Source organism: Halomonas sp. BLK-85 (assembly GCF_044792155.1).
Classification (GTDB): domain Bacteria; phylum Pseudomonadota; class Gammaproteobacteria; order Pseudomonadales; family Halomonadaceae; genus Vreelandella.
This window is the reverse complement of record NZ_CP087731.1, coordinates 2,324,354-2,341,749: the sequence shown is the minus strand read 5'-3', so window position 1 is coordinate 2,341,749 and position 17,396 is coordinate 2,324,354. Positions and strand designations below refer to the sequence as shown.

The 17,396-nt window shown below is 56.0% G+C and carries 13 protein-coding genes and 1 tRNA gene; 8 read left to right on the top strand and 6 right to left on the bottom strand.

Annotation, left to right across the window (positions count from 1 at the left end; all coding sequences use genetic code 11):
• Positions 1-332: 332 nt before the first annotated feature.
• Positions 333-409: transfer RNA gene (locus tag LL947_RS10610), tRNA-Met, on the bottom strand.
• Positions 410-832: 423 nt separating this feature from the next.
• On the opposite strand from LL947_RS10610, the gene phbB reads away from it, so the two are divergent.
• Positions 833-1,579 carry an acetoacetyl-CoA reductase gene (phbB, locus tag LL947_RS10605; RefSeq protein ID WP_290821891.1) on the top strand — a complete coding sequence of 249 codons (747 nt, stop codon included), beginning with the start codon at positions 833-835 and terminating at the stop codon, positions 1,577-1,579.
• Positions 1,580-1,737: 158 nt separating this feature from the next.
• On the opposite strand, the gene LL947_RS10600 is transcribed toward phbB, so the two are convergent.
• Complete coding sequence (locus LL947_RS10600; protein WP_499833162.1) at positions 1,738-4,572, bottom strand: DUF349 domain-containing protein; 2,835 nt, start codon at positions 4,570-4,572, stop codon at positions 1,738-1,740.
• 203 nt (positions 4,573-4,775) lie between these two features.
• Here LL947_RS10600 and minC point away from each other — a divergent pair, with 203 nt between their 5' ends.
• From minC to sbcB, 4 genes are all read left to right on the top strand, one after another.
• Positions 4,776-5,567, top strand: a complete 792-nt coding sequence (gene minC / locus LL947_RS10595; protein ID WP_290821893.1) for a septum site-determining protein MinC — start codon at positions 4,776-4,778, stop codon at positions 5,565-5,567.
• A 231-nt stretch (positions 5,568-5,798) separates the two neighbouring features.
• On the top strand, positions 5,799-6,620 hold the full coding sequence (gene minD, locus LL947_RS10590; RefSeq protein ID WP_290821895.1) for a septum site-determining protein MinD: 822 nt from the start codon (positions 5,799-5,801) through the stop codon (positions 6,618-6,620).
• On the top strand, positions 6,617-6,868 hold the full coding sequence (gene minE / locus LL947_RS10585) for a cell division topological specificity factor MinE (protein WP_171701084.1): 252 nt from the start codon (positions 6,617-6,619) through the stop codon (positions 6,866-6,868). The genes minD and minE overlap by 4 nt, the downstream gene beginning before the upstream one ends.
• A 59-nt stretch (positions 6,869-6,927) precedes the next feature.
• Positions 6,928-8,424 (top strand): exodeoxyribonuclease I, encoded by a 1,497-nt coding sequence (gene sbcB / locus LL947_RS10580; protein ID WP_499833161.1) that lies wholly within the window; start codon positions 6,928-6,930, stop codon positions 8,422-8,424.
• 23 nt (positions 8,425-8,447) lie between these two features.
• Here the strand turns inward: sbcB and LL947_RS10575 are convergent, their stop codons facing one another.
• Positions 8,448-11,279, bottom strand: a complete 2,832-nt coding sequence (locus LL947_RS10575) for an insulinase family protein (protein ID WP_499833160.1) — start codon at positions 11,277-11,279, stop codon at positions 8,448-8,450.
• Positions 11,280-11,966: an SOS response-associated peptidase gene (locus tag LL947_RS10570; RefSeq protein ID WP_290821902.1), complete on the bottom strand. Its 687-nt coding sequence runs from the start codon at positions 11,964-11,966 to the stop codon at positions 11,280-11,282.
• 210 nt (positions 11,967-12,176) lie between these two features.
• Here LL947_RS10570 and LL947_RS10565 point away from each other — a divergent pair, with 210 nt between their 5' ends.
• Positions 12,177-12,791 (top strand): TetR/AcrR family transcriptional regulator, encoded by a 615-nt coding sequence (locus LL947_RS10565; RefSeq protein WP_290821904.1) that lies wholly within the window; start codon positions 12,177-12,179, stop codon positions 12,789-12,791.
• Entirely contained in the window at positions 12,788-13,468 is a 681-nt protein-coding gene (locus LL947_RS10560; RefSeq protein ID WP_499833159.1) for a 1-acyl-sn-glycerol-3-phosphate acyltransferase, read from the top strand. The genes LL947_RS10565 and LL947_RS10560 overlap by 4 nt, the downstream gene beginning before the upstream one ends.
• Here LL947_RS10560 and LL947_RS10555 read toward each other — a convergent pair.
• On the bottom strand, positions 13,465-14,739 hold the full coding sequence (locus LL947_RS10555) for an HlyC/CorC family transporter (RefSeq protein WP_290821906.1): 1,275 nt from the start codon (positions 14,737-14,739) through the stop codon (positions 13,465-13,467). The genes LL947_RS10560 and LL947_RS10555 overlap by 4 nt on opposite strands.
• 109 nt (positions 14,740-14,848) lie before the next feature.
• The gene (locus tag LL947_RS10550) at positions 14,849-15,646 is read right to left on the bottom strand and encodes a cytochrome C assembly family protein (protein WP_499833158.1); all 798 of its coding nucleotides are present in this window, start codon (positions 15,644-15,646) and stop codon (positions 14,849-14,851) included.
• A 227-nt stretch (positions 15,647-15,873) separates the two neighbouring features.
• Between LL947_RS10550 and ffh the strand changes: the two genes are divergently transcribed.
• A complete protein-coding gene (ffh, locus tag LL947_RS10545) occupies positions 15,874-17,283 on the top strand; it encodes a signal recognition particle protein (protein WP_499833157.1) in 1,410 nt (469 codons plus the stop codon).
• The last annotated feature ends 113 nt before the right edge of the window (positions 17,284-17,396 follow it).

The following is a 17,396-nucleotide window of genomic DNA, read 5'->3' as shown; positions in this document are numbered from 1 at the left end:
CTTGACTCCTTTTTATTACTTTCAACAGAAAACTGCTCCGTATGTTCTTAACCGAGAGCAACGCTTGATGCAACGTTGCTTTCGGCCAGTCATCAGTGGTCCGCGGCAGATCGTTGCAAGCGTTACCATGTTGCTGATTGTATCTGAGAGGATGCAGTTTCGTTGACAAAAGAAAAACGGTTAAACGTTTTTTAGAATTGACTGGTAGCGGCGGCTAAAAATTTTTCCAGGCGAGCCATGTAACAGGCAAATATATTTTCTGAATGGACGTTGACCTGGCAACAAAAACAAAAAAGGCAGGCCAGTAAATGACTGACCTGCCTGATAAAAATTGGTAGCGGGGACCGGATTTGAACCGATGACCTTCGGGTTATGAGCCCGACGAGCTACCAGACTGCTCCACCCCGCATCAACGTGTGGCGTATTCTACGGGTTTGTACACAAACGTCAAGTCGTCATTATCAACTTTTGCCTTATAGGCGTAACCGTCATAGTGCTTCAACATGATAGAGGTTCAGACTGTTTATTGAGTTTGCCCCTTTTTGGCCTAGGTATCGGTACAAGGTCCTGATTTGGAAAAATTATGCTGGTGATACCGGTGTCCTGGACCATGAAGCGGGTAATAAAAGCAGACAAAGCAGAGTCGGTGTGCCGTTGATAATGTTGACTGCGTCACCGTGGCTCCTGTTAGGTTATAGCTGTCGGCATGCCATAGACCAACAATTGCAATTGAGCATGCTGCAGATTCGGGCGCAAATGCGCTTACACATAATGGCTTGCTATAGACGCTGCATTGCAAAACAAGCCGTTTGTTATTTCAGGGAGGTAGTCAATGGCCAATCAAGCCCCCGTCGCCTGGGTAACTGGTGGAACTGGTGGTATCGGTTCGGCAATCTGTCGTTCGCTGGCTGATGCTGGTTACCAGGTAGTTGCCGGGTATAATAATCCAGAAAAAGCCAAATCATGGCTGGAAGATCAGCAGGCAAACGGTTATCAGAATATTGCGCTTTCCGGCGTTGATCTTTCTGATTTTGACGCGTGTATTGAGGGCGCGCGTGCGATTGAAGCCGAGCACGGTCCCATCAGTGTGCTGGTCAACTGTGCAGGTATTACACGTGACGGCACCATGAAAAAGATGTCTCATGAGCAATGGAACGAGGTGATCGATACCAACCTCAACAGTGTTTTCAACACCTGTCGTGGTGTGATCGAAAGCATGCTGGGCGAAGGTTATGGTCGTATCATCAATATTTCATCAGTCAATGGCCGTAAAGGTCAGTTTGGCCAGGCGAACTATGCCGCAGCCAAAGCAGGCATGCACGGTTTGACCATGTCGTTGGCGCAGGAAACGGCCACCAAAGGCATTACCGTCAACACCATTTCGCCCGGTTATATTGCAACAGATATGATAATGAAAATTCCCGAGAAGGTGCGCGAAGCCATTCGTGAAACCATTCCGGTAAAGCGTTATGGTACGCCAGAAGAGATTGGTCGCCTGGTAACCTTCCTGGCCGATAAGGAGTCAGGCTTCATTACGGGTGCCAATATTGACATCAATGGCGGCCAGTTCATGGGTTAATCGCTTGATTAACCCATGACATCGCCAATCTTGCAGGTGGTGGTGTTGACACCTGCCAATCCAACAGAACGGGAGGCTTATGCCTCCCGTTCTGTTTTTTGCAGCGGTCTGGTGGTTGATGATTGCTATCGCCTGCAAGGGGGTCTGACAATGCACCCTTAATGCGGTGGCAGTCGTGAAAGACGGCTTAGCAGCTCATCAAACTCGCGGATATCAGCCTGCCATAGCGAGCGCGGCATGGGACCCAGGGCCAGCAGGGCGGAAAGAATCGAAATGAGCTCCACTTCCTGGCTACGTTCCTGTTGAAAACCTTCATTCAGGCGTTCTACCTGAATGGCCAACCTCAGTGGCTCATCACTTTGCTTGACACGGCCAATGGCGAGTAGTGATAGATGCACACGTAAACGTGCGAGTTCGTCTTGCAGTTGTTGCAGTTGTTGCAGTTGGAGTGGGCTGGTCTTAACGTGATGCCGCTGCTGGTTACGCTGCTGGTGGGCCGCCTTGAATTCAGCGGGCAGAGGGGTATCCAGAACATCATTGGCATTGACGTCAGTACCCAGCGCTGTGTTGTCAAGCACTGCCTGGTCTGCTTCCAGGTGTGCGTTAACGAGCGGCAGGATTGACTGCCACTGCTGCACCCGCGCAGCGACCTTGAGTCGCTCCAAGCGTTCACGGCGGGCGCGAACAATGCCACTCAGGCGTTTTTGCATACCATCGCTGCGTCTGTTGCGGGGAAGCGGCTCCAGTGCTGCCGCATCAGCCAGAAAAGCCTCCAGTGTGGTGACATCGTCTGCATGATTGGGCTGCCAGGCATCCATGCGCTCGATCAAGGCCTGCATGTCCTCAAGGCGTTGCTGTTGGCGCGAAACCTGCTCGTTTTTCTGGGCATCCCTTTGAGCAAAAAGCTGATCGCAGGCCTGGCGAAAGGTTTTCCATAGCAGTTGTTCCTGGCCCTTTGGTGCCCTGCCCAGACTGCGCCATTGTTGTTGCAATATCTTGAGCTGACGGGTGCGTTCGTCAATCGGGGTGTCTTCCTGCCGGATAAGCGCTTGAGCCTGATCAACCATTGCCTGTTTCTGGTCAGCGATTGCTTGCGCACGATCATCAATCAGTGCCTGCAAACGGTGGCGGACCTTACCGAAGCGACGACCAATCTGCTCGGCGTCTTCGCGCGTGACAGGTGAGTAAAGACGCCATTGTTGCCGCGCCTTGTCACGAATCTCGCGCAATACATCAGGGTCGGCATCTTCTGCAGGCTGTTCAAGCAGGGCTTCAAGCTGTTCACACATGGCGATGCGCGCTTCCAGATTATGCTGACGTTGCTGAGCAAGTTTTTCACGCCAGGGGGTAAGCCGCTCGTGAATGCGGTCTGAGGCGCCTCGAAAGCGGGTGGATAATTCACGGTTGGCGGCTGCGTCACCGAGTGATTTCCATTCCTTGACCAACTGGCGGTGATGTTGATCCAGTGCAGCTTCTGCCATGTGCTGGTCATCGGCGAGTGCTTCAATGCTTTCGCACAGCTGCAAGCGTTTGGGTCCGGCGACAAAGCCTCGCCAGTCACGCAGTTCTGCCAGTCGCGCACCAAGGTGTCTGAAGCGGGATATAAGCGGTTTGGTTGATGCGTTATCCAGAGCGTCAACATGCGGCTTGAGTCGCTGATAGAGACGGCTGGCACTTTTGAAGGCGCCGCGTTCAAGCAGGTTCTCAAGGTCATTGAGTTGGTTATTCAGGACGTCCGGCGACGTTGCGCTGGGTGCACCCTGGTCATGCTGAGGGACGTGAGCTTTGGCCTGGGCCGCCAGAGCCGCCTTGGCCTCCTGCATCAAGGCCGGTGGAGGAAGTGTTTCTGGCCAGCGGCAGGCATTGAGATGCTGGTGCAGGTCAGGCATCTGGTTGTCTGCCAGCGCCTGCTCCAGCAAAGGCACATATGCCTCCCATCGTTCCCAGGCATTGATGACCTGCTCATAATGCTTGATGACATTAGCATGCCGCAGGCGAAGATCGTCGCTACAGGGGTAGCTATCAGCCAGTACCTGCCAGCGTTGGGTGAACAGACGATATTGGGCACGTAAGCTGTCAATATCCTGCAGGTTCAGCGCGTCGCTGTGTAGAAGCCCTTCCAGGCTTTCTTCAAGGCCGTCCAACAGTTGTTCGCGAGTTTGCTCTGCTTCTGCTTGTTGCTGCTCCTGATGAAGCCGTTCACGCTCTTTGGTCTCATGGTCGTGAAGGATCTTGCGGCAAGCGAGCAGAGCGTCATGATAGCGCTTTTCCTGAATAGCATCAGGCGCCTGTTCCACTTGCTGCCATTCGCGTTCCAGATGGCGCAGCCGGCCGCTATACAGAGGCTCCCAGGGGCGTCTGGCCTGCTGTTCCATGGCGTGGAGTATATCGTCGCGCTTCTGGCGCTGGTTCTTTTCCCATTCGGCATCTTCTTTCAACGCATTAAGGCGATCACGTGCCAGGCGCATGACCTGTCGGTCACGCTGAGATTCCTTGAGCAGCCGCCTTAAGCCCTGCTCGCTGATCACTCGCTCTGCAGCGCGATGGCGGACAGCCACAACGCCGTTGTGGCAAGCCTGCTGGATAATATCATCCTCATCCTGTAGCTTCTCAAGTGCGGCCAGGCGCAGGTCGAGGTTGTCTCCAGTGTGGGCAACCGCGTGCAGAAGCTGGATATCTGAAGTGAGTGCGAGATGGCGGAGGCGTTCGCCCAGTTCAATCTGGCCCGTTTTTCCGCTCAGGCGTTGGGCGATTGCCTCAAACCAGGCGCTATTGTCGCTGTGTTGAGTATAGCCCTCCATCAGACCCGCAAGGTCATTCGAGGCACATAACGCCGCCAGGCGAATCCCTGGGTCAGTGTCTTCTGAAAGTGCCTTGAGTACCTTTTGATGGTCAGGCTGTGCCGGGTCAAGGCGATCAAGCGCCTGACGGCGTACTGTGGGATCCGGATGTTGCCACCGGGGGGCGAAAAGGCGTCGTAACAGTCCGTGCATGGATCATCCTGAGTCGGGTGCCTAGCGTTAAAAAAAGTTTAGCCAAAGCGTTTGGCGGTTGCAGTCACCTCCACTCTCGCTTAGCTTTATCTAGTATACGGGCGAAGCTACTGAAGAAGTGTCGCCGTCAGAGTGTTTCTAATTCATCCTACCTATTTTACCTGATCAGGGAATCAACCTGACCACGTTAGGGAGTCACGGCAATGAGCCTTAAAGCGGATACGGCCGATGTGGCCTTTACTTTTAAAGGTGGCATGCTACCCATGACCATAATGGAACTGAGTAGCGCCGATCCCGAGCAAATTCGTCAACAACTTCAGGGCAAGTTGGTGCAGTCACCCGCTTTTTTCCAGCATACACCTGTTGTGCTTGGCGTGGAAAAGTTGGATGCGCCTAATCTGGCACTCGAGCGTATCTGTGCCGTGTGTCGCGAGCATAAGTTGCTGCCGGTGGCCGTTCGAGGTGGCACAGATCCTGTGCGCCAATCAGCCTGGGCGCTGGGGCTTGGCTGGTTTGCGCCGGTCGAAAGCGATCGGGCACGGCGTCTGGCAAGTGTCGCCGTCGATACCAAGGAGGCCTCCACACCAGCTGACGGTCCCGGCGGGGAAAGCCAGGCCGCCGACCAGCAACAGCATTCAACACCAGCGCCTGATGATCAACAGTCCGCTTCTACGCGGCTTTATCGCGGTACGGTGCGATCAGGCCAGCAGGTCAGTGCAGCAGAGGGTGACCTGATAGTGATCGGGGCTGTCAATGCAGGCGCTGAAGTATTGGCAGGCGGGAGTATTCATATATATGGTCCGCTGCGGGGGCGAGCGCTGGCGGGGATTCACGGCAACCTGTCTGCAGGAATCTATTGTCGCGAACTCAAGGCCGAGTTGCTCTCAGTGGCAGGCAATTATAAACGTCTTGAAGATGTTGATTTACGCCTGTTGGGTGAGCCTGCCCAGGTTCACTACAGCAGCGAACAGCTTGAAATCAAGCCTCTTGCATGATTCGCTCGCCAGACGGTGAGCCAATAAGCAGGTCATGCCGTATTCAGCCGGGCCGCTATCACGTAATATAGAAAGTACTGTCAAGGGGCTCTGGCGCTGCAATCCACATTCATTTTTTCTGCGCGCGGCAGAGATAAAAACAATCAGGGTTTTACCGGGCCGTTCATGGGCGTAAATGATTGAACTGCGTCAGCGCGCCAACGGCACACGATATTAAAAAGGATGGGTATCTTGGCCAAAGTCATTGTAGTTACTTCAGGAAAGGGCGGTGTAGGCAAAACAACCAGTGCAGCGTCAATTGCGACTGGCCTTGCGATGCGTGGCCAGAAAACCGTTGTCATCGATTTTGATGTTGGCCTGCGTAACCTGGACTTGATCATGGGCTGTGAGCGTCGCGTTGTCTATGATCTGGTAAATGTCATTCAGGGTGAGGCAGGGCTTAATCAGGCGATGATCCGTGACAAGCGGGTTGAAAACCTGTTTATTCTGCCGGCCTCGCAAACCCGGGATAAAGACGCCCTAACCCAGGAGGGCGTTAAGGATGTGCTGGGAAAACTCCGCCAGGAATTTGACTTTATCATCTGTGATTCGCCGGCTGGGATAGAGCGTGGTGCTCAATTGGCGATGCATTTTGCTGATGAAGCAGTGGTGGTAACCAATCCGGAAGTCTCCTCGGTACGTGACTCTGATCGTATTCTTGGGCTCTTGGCATCCAAGACCCAGCGCGCTGAAGAAGGCAGCGAACCCGTTCGCGAGCATCTGCTGATTACCCGTTATAATCCGGATCGGGTGACAAGTGGTGATATGCTGACGCTGGATGATATCCGCGAAATCCTGGCGATAGAGCTTCTTGGGCTGATTCCCGAGTCCGAAGCCGTCCTGAGCGCCTCCAACCAGGGGGTTCCGGTTATCCATGAAAGCGCCAGTGATGCCGGATTGGCCTATCTTGATACAGTGTCGCGCCTGCTGGGTGAAGAGGTACCTTTACGTTTTCATCAGACCAGCAAAAAAGGCTTTCTGACACGCATGTTTGGGGGAGGGGGTCGTCGATGAAACTTTTGGAATTTCTGAAACGCGAACGCAAGAAGTCTGCATCAGTGGCCAAAGAGCGCTTGCAGATCATTGTCGCGCACCAGCGGAGCCAGCGTGGCCAGCCGGATTATATGCCCATGCTGGAAAAAGAGCTGGTTGAAGTCATTCGCCGCTATGTCCAGATTGATGACGATGCTGTCCAGATTTCTCTGGATAGCGAAGACAACTGTTCAGTGCTTGAGCTCAACGTCACCTTGCCCAAGTCATAGACAGTTCACGATAACGACTCACCATCACTATTCACGGTCGACGCGGAGTATGGCTTTTCATGGCGCCCAACCAGACGGTTCCCAGCAGTTTTCTCTGGCATGACTATGAAACCTTCGGCGCCGACACCCGGCGTGATCGACCAGCCCAGTTTGCCGCCATTCGTACGGATGGCGCACTTAATGAGGTGGGTGAGCCGATTGAGCTCTACTGCAAGCCAGCAGATGACTACCTGCCACACCCGACGGCCTGCCTGATTACGGGGATCACCCCTCAAAAAGCCCAGCGGCGCGGCCTGCCCGAGGCCGAGTTTGCCCGCCAGGTACTGGACAGTATGAGTGTGCCGGGCACCTGCGTGGTAGGTTATAACAGTTTGCGCTTTGACGACGAAATCTCGCGACATCTGTTCTATCGCAACCTGCTTGACCCCTATGCCCGGGAATGGCAGAACGGCAACTCCCGTTGGGATCTGATCGACGTCGTACGGGCATTCTATGCGCTGCGCCCGGCGGGCATTGAATGGCCGGTGAAGGAAGAGGGTTCGCCCAGTTTCAAGCTGGAAGACCTGACGGCGGCCAACGGGATTGAACATGCGGGAGCCCATGACGCCCTGGCGGATGTGCGGGCGACGATCGCCTTGGCAAAGAAGCTGCGTGAATGTAATGCCAAGCTGTTCGATTATCTGCTCGGCTTGCGTGGCAAGCGCGCAGTGAGCAGGCTTCTGGATATCCCTCATGCCAAACCCCTGGTGCATATCTCCCGTCGTTACCCGGCCAGCCGCGCCTGTAGTGCCTTGGTCATGCCGTTGGCTGAGCATCCTACCAACCCCAACGGCGTGATTGTATACGACCTGAGCGTTGACCCCGGTGAGCTGTTGAGCCTATCCGCTGAGCAGGTGCGCGAGCGGGTGTTTGTCAGCCAGCAGGATCTGGCGGAAGGCGAGGCGCGCATTCCGCTGAAGGTCATTCATATCAATCGCTGCCCGGTGGTGTTCCCGGCGGGAGCGCTGAAAGATGTGGAAGGGCCGCATCAGGGTGAATATGGCGCTCTGGTCAAGCGCCTGGGGCTGGATGTAGATGCCTGCCGTCAGCATTGGAAAGCGCTGAATGCCCAGAAGGCGCAAGTGGCCAGCAAGGTGGCTGACGTATTTCGGCAGACGTTTGCCGACGAGCCTCACGACCCTGACCTGATGCTATATAGCGGCGCCTTCTTTTCTGCAGCAGACCGTCAGGCCATGGCACGTGTACACAGTTTATCTCCCTGGGACCTGGTGGGTCAGCGGTTTGCCTTTCAGGATCCACGTCTGGAAGAAATGCTGTTTCGTTTTCGGGCTCGCAGTTATCCGCATACGCTGGAAGGGGAGGAGCTGGCCCAGTGGGAGGCATTTCGCTGGTCACGTCTGAATGATCCGGGGTTGACAGGGTTCACCCTGAAAGATTTTGCTCGTGAAATCGAGCGTTACAACCAGCAGACACTGGATGACCATCAGCGTCAGATTCTTGAAGAAGTGGTGATGTATGTGGAATCCATCCTGCCCGCCCAGGCATTTGATGCCTGAGCGAACAGGATGGCTACCAGACCTTAGCGCGAGAAAGGAGTCAGCGTTTCACGAAAGGCACGGATATCACTTTTCGCATCATCGGGATCAAAGCGGATATCCAGCTGGCGCTTGCGCAGTGTTGACCACACCTTGCGTAATTCCTCCGCACTGATATCCAGCGCCCGTTCAGCGCGCTGTTCGCGGCGGTTGAATTCAACCTCCTTCAGGGCAGTGGCCTGCCAGTGACGGTTGGCGAGTGCTTCAAGCCGTGTATCGCGCTGGGTTAGCCGCTCAAACACTGCCTGACGATAGGGCGCAAGGGCCTCGTCATCCAGCGCTTCCAAACGTTCATCGGCCTCTTGCAGGAAGGCATCCATGCGCTCGGCAATTGTGGCGCTTGGCGTGTCCGGGGATTGGACAATCATGGCCAGCCCCGGTGCTTCCAGCAGCGGTGAATAACCGGCATTGACAATATAACCAAGCTGCTCTTCAGTACGCAGGCGCTGGTAAAATGGTGTCTCCAGCCATTGGGCCAGGACGTTCACTGCCGCCTGATGACGCAGCGAGGTGTCATTACCTTGCAGATAGCGAAGCACCAGTGACTCGTCGCGGGTACTGTCCGGACGCAGAACACTGGCACCCGCCTTGGCCTGGAGGGGCGTCAGTTCGCTAATAGCGTCCCGGGTGAGGCGTGGGCGCAGCTTGCCGCGTATCAGCTCAGCTTGCTGCTCGGCCTGGTCTTCGCTCAGGTTACCTACCGCCATGGCCTCAACGTAGAGCTTTTCAAGGAAGCGCTGGCGGAAATCTTCCAGATGGTGGATCTGCAGCCGCTGGCTGGCCGCGAGCAGTTCACGGCTTGACCATTGAGGCGTCAGCAGGGCCTCACCCAGTGCGCGCTGAGCCTGGCGGGTGAGTGATGACTCCGGTGCGTTGCGCCATTCGCGCTGCAGCTGATATTTCACCCGCTCAAAGGCGTTGGCTGAAATGGACGCGTTGGCAAGCTGTGAGAGCGTCTGCTCGATAAGGGGCGTCTGGCCATCCCGCCAGCCGGAAAGGGCCAATGTGATGCCCCTGGAGTGAGCATAGCTATCAACTGAATGTCCCGCCAGCCAGGCCGGATAAAGGGATTCGTTCAGGCTGTCATTCAGCCAGTTGGCGAGCAACCTCGTCAGTACGGCTTCTTCCGCTGAATAACTGGCGCTAGGGTGTTGCAGGCTGATGCGCCATTCCACCTTGGGCGTGTTGAAACGCTCTTCCTGCATGTGCCAGGCACGAAAACCGCGCGCCTCTATCAGGGCTTGAGGCTGCTCGTCGCTGCCCTCAAGCAGGGTCAGGTCATCGGCAATGAAGGGGTTGGGCTCAGGCAAGCTCAGGCCGGCCAGAGGGTTGCCGGAATTTACCTCGTCAAGGCGGCGCCACTGGGTATTGAACCAGGGGGATATTTGCTCGCTTTCCACATCAGGACCTGAATAGACCCGAATCAGGTTGTCAGGTGCCAATACATCCAGGTAAGCACGGTGACGTTCAGGATCGAAGCCGTCCATGCGGTAGCTGGCATATTGAACATCTTCGGCCGGGTAGCGCGACAGATTCATGGCCAGGCGGGTAGCTTCCTGACTGGGCGCGCCGGGCTGCTGGAAGCGGAAAGCCTGTTCACGGAGGCTGGCCTGTTCCTGGTAACGCCATTCATCCAGGCCGTATTCACGAATGTTATTGATGGCGGCAAACAGGGTGGCCTCTATGTCGTCCAGGCGTTCAGCGCCTTCAGGTGTCAGGTTGACTGATACGGTGAAGAAAGCGTTTTGGCCATCGCGCCGGCCGGTACCGGCGGACAGGCCGTCAGCCAGACCTTCATCACGCAGCAGTGCCAAGATGCTGCCTTCGCCTTCATCTCCCAAAAGGTGACCAAGCAGCTGAGTCGGCTGAGTCTTGTAATCACGGATAGGGTCTGGAATGGGGAAGTGAAAACGCACCTGGCGGCGATCCTGTAGCGACTGGCGCTGAAGGTAAATAGGCAGGCTGGCGTCCCGTACAAAGGGAACATCAATTTCCGGTGCGCTGAGACCATGGTTGGGAATATCTACAAAGCGCTCGGCCACCCAGTTCTCCAGGGTATCCAAGGGTTGCGGGGCCACAATCGCGAGCGTCATGACGCTGGCATCGTAATGCTGACGGTAGAATTCTATTACCCGCTCGCGCAGTGAAAGCTCACCGTCGGGCCGGTCAGACAGGGTTTCACGACTACCCACGGCAAAGCGTGTCATGGGGTGTTCCTGATTAAGCACCTGATTGAGGGCATCGTTTTCGCGGCGGCCTTCGTCGCGGATGCGCGCCATGTATTCCGAATGAACCACATTGCGCTCGCTATCGAGCTTGTCGGCATTGAACAGCGGAGTAAGGAAGAAGGCACTGAAGCGGTCCAATGCTCCGGGCAATGCGGATGGCTCGATATCAAAGAAGTAATTGGTGTCCTGAGGCGCGGTAAACGCATTAAAAGATCCGGCGTTACGTGAAATATAACCCTGATAGGCGTCAGATTCAGGAAACGGCTCGGTACCCAGAAACAGCATATGCTCAAGAAAATGCGCCAGGCCCTGAAGATCCTCCGGATCCTGAGCGCTGCCCACGCGTATATTCATTGAGGTGGCGGCCTTGTCCGCCTGCGGATCGCTGACCAACAGGGTTTGTAGGCCATTTTCCAGGGTCAGAAGGCGGTAATCACGTTCATCATGAGGGCTGACAATAGGGTCTTCCACCTGGCTGACACCGTCGGTTGAGCTGGCATTGGCCAGCGGAATGTAGAGAACTCCCAGCGATAGCACGGCAGAGGAGACCAGAGGGTAGCCAGGGGAAAAAGAGAAAAAACGTAACATTTACGACTCCTGAGTCGAGGCCCATTTGAGCATTGGCCCAACCGGGTAGGCACAAGCTGGTGACTGATAGGCAGGGTTGTTGACCTGTATTGATACCGGAAAAGCGCCCAACAGTTCCAAAGGGGCAGGGGTAAGTTGCGGTCTGATAGTGTCTAATGCGCTTGCCGGGTGTAACCAGGTATCCAGTTGGTGTGGCGGAATCACCACGGGAAGACGGTCGGTCACGGTTGCCAGGCAGGCATTGGCAGGCACGGTAATCAGTGCCATGGAATCGTTAAAGGTGGTCAGGCTGGTGTGATAGCGACACCACAACCCTGCCAGCAACAGGGGAGAACGCTGGGTATGCGTGACCAGGTAAGGCTGTTTGCCACGCGGCTGAACCTTCCAGGCATAAAAGCCGCTGACGGGCACGACGCAACGTCGGGACTGCAAGGCCTCGCGAAACATTGGCCGACTTTCCAGTGTTTCAGCACGTGCGTTGTGCGGAGCATGATCAAGCACCTCAAGCCAGGGCGGGGTTAATCCCCAGAACAGGGTATCAAGTTGACGCTTACCACGTTCCCAGCGAATGGCAGACACTCCTTGTCGGGGCGCCAGGTTGGGCGAGGCAATCAGATGATCTGAACAGCTGATCGGGGCTAACCATTCAGCCAGTGGTAAATCACGCACATAAAGGCGGCCTGTCACGTCACTCTCCGTTCAATGAATCTTGCGCTGGGGAGTTTACACCTCGCAGGTGGCGCTTGATGCTGTGAGATTGATGATCTGCAGGCAAAATGATAAATAAGCTATACAATAGTATCGAAAACAGTGTTTGATATAAGGTATCCTATATGATCCTGGTCATGTACAACAGCATGGAATCAGACCTCCCGCAGTAAACCTGAAGAGAATGCCATGGCACGCCCAAGACAGCATGCGCCCGATGCCCTCCATGCGCAGGTAATGCATGCCTGTGATGCCTGGCTGGCAGAAAAACCGGTTCACGGGTTGTCCTTGCGCGCGATTGCCCGAGAAGTTGGCTGCGCACCCAGCACCTTGCTCAAACTCTATGGCAGCTTCAATAACCTGCTTCAATATGTCAACGTTGAGACGCTGGCTCGCCTGCAGCATACCATCAGTAGCCTGAATACCAATGCACCAGAGCCCTGGTTAAGGGCGTTGGCCCATGCTTACTGGCAATTTGCCAGACAGGACTGTTACCGCTGGCAACTGCTGTTTGATTACCCTTTGGCTCAGGAAGGTGAGCTTGACAAGCGCCAAAGCGACTTGATTGAAGCGCTGTTCACTCAGGTAGAAGCCAGTCTCAAAGAATACCAGCCCGCTCTGGATGACCTGGAGGCGAGGCGCTTGGGGCGCACTCTGTGGGGCAGTGTACACGGCCTGGTTCAGCTGGGTTTGAATGAGCGCCTGGGTTATTGGCAGAGTCAGCAGTTAAAAGTCGATGAGCTGCTGGAGCAGTTATTGAGCACCGTACTTGCCGGCTTGCGCCATATCGAGGGCGATGTGTGACCCTGGCACGCGTGCAGACACGCCGCCTGTTGCGTCAGGTCATTTATGCGCTTGTCCGGATGATCTACCGTTTGCGCATCCAGGGGCGCGAGAATATTCCTCGCCATGGAGCGGCGCTGATGGTATGCAATCACGTCAGTTACATGGATGCGCTGGTCCTGGGAGGCGCCTGCCCAAGGCCAATACGTTTTGTGATGGACCAGACCATCTTTAACTCACCCCTGTTGCGCTGGTGGTTCAAATGGGTCGGGGTGATCCCGATTGTCTCTGAACGTCGCGACCCAGGGTCACTAAGGCGTGCGCTTGACGAGGTGAGCGCCGCGCTGGCCAATGACGAAGTGGTCATGGTGTTTCCCGAGGGCAGGCTGACCCGGGATGGTGAGGTAGGCAGCTTTCGGCGCGGCATTGAAACCATATTGGCGCGAGATAATGTGCCGGTTGTGCCCGTCGGCCTGGCGGGGCTATGGGGGTCATGGACATCCAATGCGAACGGGCCCGCCTTGAAGAAGTGGCCACGTCGCTGGCGCGCCCGGGTAACGCTGAACTTCGGCAAGGCTATTGACCCACTGATGATCTCAAAAGCGTCAGGCCATGAGATCGCCTTGCGACGCTATCTGGAGGCTCAGGTGCGTAGCCTCAAGTCGGAGGCCGAGAGAGGCGGCCATCCTGACGATTAGCGACGTGGCAGGCGGTTTGCCGGCCAACAGCGTGCCGACGTGATCAGGTTGTCACGTATCTCGAGAATTTCCATGCGGATCGAGCCTATCTGTAGCGAGGCAGGGCCTTCCGGGAAAGACTCGAGATGTTCCAGAATCAGGCCATTGAGCGTTTTGGGCCCATCGGTTGGCAGCTTCCAGCCCAGCATTTTATTGATCTCCCGGATGTTGGCGGTACCTTCTATCACATGACTGCCATCATCCTGCTGATGAATTTCCTGGTCTTCGGAAACGTCCGTGGTGAACTCACCCACAATCTCTTCCAGAATATCTTCCAGCGTGACCAGGCCCTCGACATCGCCGTATTCATCCACAACGATACCAATCCGGCGCTTCTGTTTCTGAAAGTTGAGCAATTGCGTATGCAGGGGCGTGGACTCGGGAATAAAGTAGGGCTCGCGCGCCTCCTGTACGATGGCTGCTTTGGTGACCTCTGAGCGGGAGAGGAAGCGAGCGGCATTGCGCAAGTGCAACATGCCGATGATGTTGTTGATGTCGCCCTTGAAAATCGGCAGCCGGGTGTGCTGGCTGGTGCGAATCTGGGCAAGGATGTCCGCCAGTGAGTCATCAAGATCAATGCCCAGCACTTCATGGCGCGGCACCATGATGTCGTTCACCGTCACGTTTTCAAGATCCAGGATCGACAGCAGCATGGTCTGGTGGCGGTAAGGAATCATGGTGCCCGCTTCATGAACAACCGTGCGTAATTCATCCCGGGTCAGGCTGTCGCCGCCGTTTTCAACGCTTTTGACTCCCAGGATGCGAAGCAGTCCGTTGGATATCAGGCTGACCAACAGCACCAGTGGATAAAGAAGCTTGAGCAGCGGCTCAAGGATCCGTGAGGCCGGATAGGCAATACGTTCAGGCTTGATGGCTGCATAGGTCTTGGGGGTGACTTCAGCAAAAATCAGGATAGTGATGGTCAGCATCAGGGTGGCGATCGCGGGGCCGGTCACTTCCCCAAAAAAGTGAATGGCAATGATGGTGGCAATGGACGCCGCCAGGTTGTTGATGAAGTTGTTGCCGATCAGGATAACGCCAATCAGTCGGTCCGGGCGCGCCAGCAAACGAAGCACCCGCTTGGCTCGAGTGTCGCCGCTATTGGCCTGATGGCTCAGGCGATAGCGGTTAATCGACATCATGCCGGTCTCAGAACTCGAGAAGAATGCAGAAAGCAGAATCAGTAGGGCGAGTAATCCGAACAATAACCCCAGGGGGAAGTCGTCGCTCAAGTTGAAGGTTCCTTTATTGCTGGGTAGTCCGATAGTCAGAAGGTAATGCGCAGGGTGTCAAATCGATCCGGGTGGCAACACAGGATGTCATGGTCTTTCCAAACGTGCGTCAGGTGCCAAGCAGGATCTCCAGAACGAACTTGCTGCCAAAATAGGCGAGTATCAGAAAACCGCTTCCTGTCAGTGTCCACTTGACGGCCCGCATGCCGCGCCATCCAAAGCGGTAACGGCCTACCAGCAGTGTAGCGAATATCAGCCAGGCAGTAATCGACAGGACTGTTTTATGCGCCAGGTGCTGGGCAAACAGATTATCCAGAAACAGAAAGCCGCTGATGATTGAAAGGGTCAACAATAATACGCCGGCCCAGACAAGTTCGAACAGTACCCGTTCCATGGTGGTAAGTGGCGGAAGTGACTGGACAATGCCGCGAATATGATGATGGCGCAGGGCCTGGTTCTGCAGGCCCACCAGGACTGCCTGCGCCGCCGCGATCGCAAGAATGGCAAAGGCCAGGGCCGAGCTGATGGCGTGCAGAAGTATGCCTGGCGTAAGCCCTCTTGCGCTGCCCTCACCAGGTAGGCTGGCTGCCGCTATCAAGGCAATGCCGGCAATCGGAAATAGTGCCACACCCGCATTAAGCACCGGCTTGAACAGGCTGGCGACGAGAACAACATTGACGGCAACGGCCATGAAGAGAGTGATGCTGGTCGTAAAGCCGGGCAGTAACCCTGGGGATTGTCCCAGCAGCTTGACCACCAGTGGGATGTGCAGCAACAGTCCCAGTGTGGCCAGCATGCGCACCAATATCGGGCGGGCCGGCACGCGGCGAAGTAGTGAAAGCCCCTGCCAGAGGGCGGCCGCTATATAAAGTACAAGAGCAAGAGTGGCGAATGGGAGCGCCTGCATGATGCTATCCGTGCGCGTTAAGCGAGTAAGTGAAACCTGTCAGCTTCAGGGTCAGGACTGATGACCCTACTATAACCAATCCTTTGCGCTGCGCACAGTCGTCGAGAATGAAACAAGCGTCTTCGCTACTTCCACCATGGAGAGTCGCGCCGTCAACGCGTATAATCATTACATTCAATGTCCACGGTGCTTGCGCCGGGTGACCAAGACGGAGGCAGAGAGGCCCCATGTTTCAGAATCTCAGCGAGCGTCTTTCCCAGACGCTGAAGTCGATCAAGGGTCAGGCGCGCCTGACTGATGACAATATCCAGTCAACCCTTCGGGAAGTGCGTCGGGCACTGCTGGAAGCCGACGTTGCGCTACCTGTCGTCAAGGATTTCATCGAGCGTGTCCGCGAGCGGGCCGTGGGGCAGGAGGTTTCCAGAAGCCTCTCCCCCGGGCAGCAGTTCGTGAAGATTGTTCAGCAGGAACTTGAAGCGACCATGGGCGAGGCCAACGAAGGCCTGACGCTCAAAGGGTCACCTGCCGTCGTGCTCATGGCAGGTTTGCAGGGCGCGGGTAAAACCACCTCTGTGGCCAAGCTGGCACGCTATCTGCGCGAGCGCGAGAAGAAAAAGGTGCTGGTGGTTTCCGCTGACGTCTACCGCCCAGCGGCCATCGACCAGCTGGAGACGCTGGCAAAAGAGGTTGAGGTGGAGTTCTTCCCCTCCCGCTCGGACCAGAAGCCGGTGGATATTGCCACGGCGGCCATCAAGCACGCCAGAATCCAGTTCCATGATGTACTCCTGGTAGACACTGCCGGCCGTCTTGCCATTGATGAAGCCATGATGGCGGAGATCCAGGCACTGCATACGGCGATCACTCCCCAGGAAACCCTGTTCGTGGTTGATGCCATGACCGGCCAGGATGCGGTCAATACCGCCAAGGCGTTCAATGAAGCCCTGCCACTGACCGGTGTCATCCTGACCAAGGCGGACGGTGATGCGCGTGGAGGGGCGGCGTTGTCAGTGCGCCATGTGACCGGTAAGCCGATCAAGTTCATGGGGGTCGGTGAGAAAGTCGATGCGCTTGAACCCTTCCATCCGGATCGCGTCGCCTCTCGTATCCTGGGTATGGGCGATATGCTCTCGCTGATCGAGGAGGCCGAGCGCACGGTCGACAAGTCCAAGGCCGAGCAGCTGGCCAAGAAGGTCAAGAAAGGCGATGGCTTCGATCTGGAAGATTTCCGTGACCAGCTTCAGCAGCTCAAGAAAATGGGCGGCATGGGTGGATTGATGGGTAAGCTGCCCGGTATGGGGCAGATGGCCGAAATGGCACAAGGGCCTGGGCCCGAAAAGGAGCTGGGCAAGCTTGAAGCGCTGATCAACTCGATGACGCCCAAGGAACGCCAGAAGCCGGAAATCATCAATGGTTCGCGCAAACGCCGGATTGCAGGGGGGGCCGGCCTTCAGGTGCCCGACCTGAACCGCTTGCTGAAACAGCATAAGCAGATGCAGAAGATGATGAAGAAGGCCGGTAAAAAAGGCGGCATGCAGAAAATGATGCGCGGGATGTCCGGCATGATGGGAGGTCAGGGGCCGGGCGGTCCTGGCGGTATGGGCGGTTCTGGCGGCCCGGGTGGCTTGCCGTGGCGCTAGATTTCAGCGGCCGAGGCTTTCCAAATAGCCCGCATTTGCGTAGAATGCTGCCTCTTCATGTGTAGGGGTGTGCCCGGTATATGCCGCTTACTGCACCATGTGGGCTTGGACAC